This window comes from Bradyrhizobium sp. CCBAU 45321 (assembly GCF_028128975.1).
Taxonomy (GTDB): domain Bacteria; phylum Pseudomonadota; class Alphaproteobacteria; order Rhizobiales; family Xanthobacteraceae; genus Bradyrhizobium; species Bradyrhizobium yuanmingense.
In genome coordinates this window covers 593-4,240 of the sequence record NZ_LFKZ01000003.1, presented here as the reverse complement: position 1 = coordinate 4,240, position 3,648 = coordinate 593, and the positions used below count along the sequence as shown (strand labels likewise).

General features: G+C 59.4%; 4 protein-coding genes and 1 pseudogene. 2 read left to right on the top strand and 3 right to left on the bottom strand.

Annotated elements, in window-relative coordinates; genetic code table 11:
* A partial coding sequence (locus ACM43_RS00950) for an AAA family ATPase (protein ID WP_271537491.1) occupies positions 1 to 383 on the bottom strand: 383 nt, incomplete at its 3' end.
* Positions 361 to 678, bottom strand: coding sequence for a hypothetical protein (locus tag ACM43_RS00945; protein WP_162130877.1), 318 nt, complete (start codon positions 676 to 678; stop codon positions 361 to 363). The genes ACM43_RS00945 and ACM43_RS00950, both read right to left, overlap by 23 nt.
* Positions 679 to 1,014: 336 nt before the next feature.
* On the opposite strand from ACM43_RS00945, the gene ACM43_RS00940 reads away from it, so the two are divergent.
* Positions 1,015 to 1,515 (top strand): helix-turn-helix domain-containing protein, encoded by a 501-nt coding sequence (locus ACM43_RS00940; RefSeq protein ID WP_244429447.1) that lies wholly within the window; start codon positions 1,015 to 1,017, stop codon positions 1,513 to 1,515.
* Positions 1,516 to 1,588: 73 nt separating this feature from the next.
* Positions 1,589 to 2,272: pseudogene (locus ACM43_RS00935) on the top strand (IS3 family transposase); the annotation flags it as partial.
* Positions 2,273 to 2,347: 75 nt separating this feature from the next.
* Here ACM43_RS00935 and ACM43_RS38690 read toward each other — a convergent pair.
* Positions 2,348 to 2,692 (bottom strand): hypothetical protein, encoded by a 345-nt coding sequence (locus tag ACM43_RS38690; protein ID WP_244429446.1) that lies wholly within the window; start codon positions 2,690 to 2,692, stop codon positions 2,348 to 2,350.
* Positions 2,693 to 3,648: the final 956 nt, after the last annotated feature.

Below are 3,648 nucleotides of genomic sequence, written 5' to 3'. Positions count from 1 at the left end.
AACCCACGGTCCATTGAGGGCGCGGCTGTGCGAATCGTCAGCCGGTCAAGACTCGGATGCGGCACGCCGAGCTTGGGCGGAAGCGGCGTGTTAATTCGAGACTTGGCTCTGCGGAAGTTGTCTTCAAGCGAATATTGAAGCACGTCGCCTTGCTCGCAGTCGACGCCGAGAACCTTCCCGCCCGTTGCGATTGCGATGGCCGTGCTGTACGCGAGCCACGTCTTGCCCAGCTTCGGGCGCCCCGCCAAAACGATAAGCCCCTCGGGGATGTAGCGCTTGACTGCCCACTTGAGTGGAGGGAATTCGGTCTGTAGGAGGTCTTCCGCGTTGTACTCAGTGCGTCGATTGTCGTCGGCTGCCTTAGGCTGCGTTGCGTTCGTCATTATCAATTTTGCTCCAGGCCTGCGCTGCGGCGCGGACGATTTTCTGCTGAAGTTCTCGGGTAAAGGTTGCGGCCTTGATGCCGTGAATGTTGGCTGCGTGGACGACATATTGTCCGCCGCTTCCGGTCACCAACTTGAAGCCGAACAGCCGAACGTCATCGGTCGGCTGCAGATCGAAATCCGCCACTGTGCGGCCCACCCCCGGAGGTGCGGGCTTCATGTTGAAAATTTTGTTTCCCCTTTTAGAAAACGACTGGCACCATGAACGGTGCTCCCAAAACGGGATGCGGCTCAAACCTGACGTCCCATTGAGGCGTTGGCCTCGGAGATTGCTGCTGCGGCTTGCTCTTTGTGGTCGATGCCTGAACCTGCATCACGTCAACCTCACGAATGTGAAGTTACTGATTGCTAGTGCGAGTTTTGGGGCGGGTCGCTAAATGCCGCTGCTCATCTATTTGGTGCTCGGCTCGGAAAAGGTGCGGGAAAAATTACGTGGCTGCGTCGGTTGGCGTCCGGCGGCATCCGCGAGGGACACAAAAGCAAATACGTTTTTCTCCCAAATTGGGGGACTGGACTGCACCCCTGAAGTGAGACACGATAATTACAGTGACAGGCATTTCAAGGATGACCTGTGGCAGTACAAGGAAAGAACCGTCAGTTTCCGACGGCCTACAAAATAAAAGCAATCAAGCGAGTTGAGAGAGGCGACGGCGTTCTGCCCGTAGCCCGCGAGCTTGGAATCTCCCGCAAGAATCTCCACGACTGGATCAAGGCGTGGAAGGCCGATGGGCCAGATGGGTTGAACCGCAAGCGCGGACCCAAGCCAGGTCCCCGTAAGCTGAAGCCGCCAGCGACGTACAACGACAAGCGCTCCGCCCTCGTGCTCGCCAAAGCCCGCATCGCCGAGCTCGAAAGGCTGGTGGGCCGCCAGCAGATGGACCTCAATGTTTTTTCGGCAAGCCTTGCGCGCATTGGAGCGGCCGGCAGCGCAAGGCGAACCCGCATCCGCATCAATCGAAGTCATCTAAACGAGGACTTCGCAGGTAACAGACCCAAACGTCGACGTGCAGCGACTATGCCGCCTCGCGGGCCTGCCGCGCGCGACGTATTACCGCCATTTCGTCAAACGTAGCAGCGAGACAGCCGAGTGCGAGCTGCGCGACGTGATCCAACGCATCTGTCTCTAGCACGTCTTCTACGGCTATCGACGGGTGACCGCTGCCCTCCGGCGCCAAGGTATGGTGGTGAATGCCAAGAAAGTTCAGCGGCTTATGCGCCAAGATAATCTGCTCGCGCAGCGCAGGACGCCGTTCCTGAAGCCGCCTGCGGAGCGGCCATCGGGCTTTCTCGTCGTCCCCAATCTGGTCCGCGGCCTGGTGCCATCCGCACCCGATCAGATCTGGGTCGCCAACATCACCTACGTCCATCTCGCCAAGACCTTTGCCTATCTCGCCGTCATTCTGGATGCCTTCTCGCGCAAGGCTGTCGGCTGGGCGTTTGAAGACACGCTCGATGCCTCACTCGCGATCGCGGCACTGGAGAAGGCCATTGCCGCCCGAAAACCAGCACCCGGCAGTCTGATCCATCACTCCGACCGAGGCGTGCAATACGCCTCCATCGCCTATCGCCAGCGACTGGCCGACCGCGACATCACCATCAGCATGAGCAGGCCGGGCAATCCCTTCGATAACGCCAAGGCCGAAAGCTTCATGAAGACGCTCAAGGCCGAGCAGGTCAACGGCCGCGCCTTTACCGACCTGGGCGACGCGCGCCGCCACATCAACAGCTTCATCGCGGAGGTCTACAACAAGGAGCGTCTGCACTCGGCGCTCGGATACCAGTCGCCTATTGAGTTCGAAGCCGCGCTCGCGCAAAGCAAAGTGCGGTAACGCATCGTGGCAACCCACTGTCACTGTAATTATCGTGTCTCACTTCAGGGGTGCAGTCCAGGACCGTTCCGAAAGTTATTTTCGGTGCCGTCTACGGCGCGGTGATGATCGGCGCGTTTTGGATGACAAAGGACTTTCGATTCTTGCAGTTTTCCCATTCCGCTTGGGCGGGCAGCCGAGCCGCCGGAAGTGTCGCAGGTAGTGTTGTTCCTGCTCAGTGACGCGTCCTCTTATCTTACGGGCTCCGAGATCGTCGTCGATGGCGGTCTGACGATCGGCGTCCCGTACAAGTGTCAGGCGCCCTCCGGCGCGGCCGCCGATGCTGGTTTCGGCGACATAGTCGAAATAGTCCGCCAGACGATAGTCGGCGCGGTTGCTTGCCTTGGTTAGCAACCGCTCGATTTCCTCTAGAAGTTTCAACGAGAGCCCCCTCGGATTCCGCCCCCGTCGATGGCAAGACGTTTGCGCGGCCCGCCACTCTCGAGCCGCGCTTTTAGATCAATCCGACGTTCTGGAAGACGTCCCACGATGTGCTTCTCCCGCTTCTGAAACTCCGAGGGAAGCGAAACCCGAAGATGCCTCGATCGCTTATCGCTGCGGGACATGCAAAGTGGTGACCAAATAGGGGCCAGCACATCCGTAGCATTACTCGATGCACCCTAACCTAAGCCTCAGGCCGAGGTTGTTTCGTGAAGTGTCTCACAATCGCTGTTGTAGTTGGATGACGCAGCTCACCGCGGAGTGTCCGCGACGATCGACGGCGAGTTCGGCAGTCCCGCACAGGGTCTCACCAAATTCGCGGTGTCGGCGCCTGATAGACAAGTCGCAGGTTCCGCTCACGAGAAATGTCATCGGTGAGAGGACAGCTAGGCTGGCCTGATCGCCTTATGTTCGACCGGCCGGAGGCGCGGTCGATGGTCGGGACGCCGCCGGATAGGCTCGGGCGCTTTTGAAGGCAGCCAAGGGATTTCAATGATCCTTCGGGTGCTATGAATCCACGGAACGAGAAGTCCTCTGGTCCCCTGTCGCATTCAAGCGGGTTCGGGTCGTGGAGCCCTCCACATCATAGCCGCTGAAAACAGCCGCCCACCATCAAAGGCGGCTGTGATCGTCTTGCGCCTGACCGCTGGAAACAGGAAGGGCAGAATCGTATCGTCGACCATGGCCGGTGTGGTTGCCTCGATGATGTCAGCGCAGAATTGGTCTCAGCAACCGAATCTCACGTCCCATCAGCGCGTTAAACCACACTCGCCTTGCCAGCCACCCACAGGCCCTTCATCAATAAAGATGGGCTAGATACGGCCGAAAGCCGCCCACACCCCGCTTTCGCCGTCCCAGCTGCCGCGGCTTGCCGCCTTGGAGTACTCCGTGGCGCG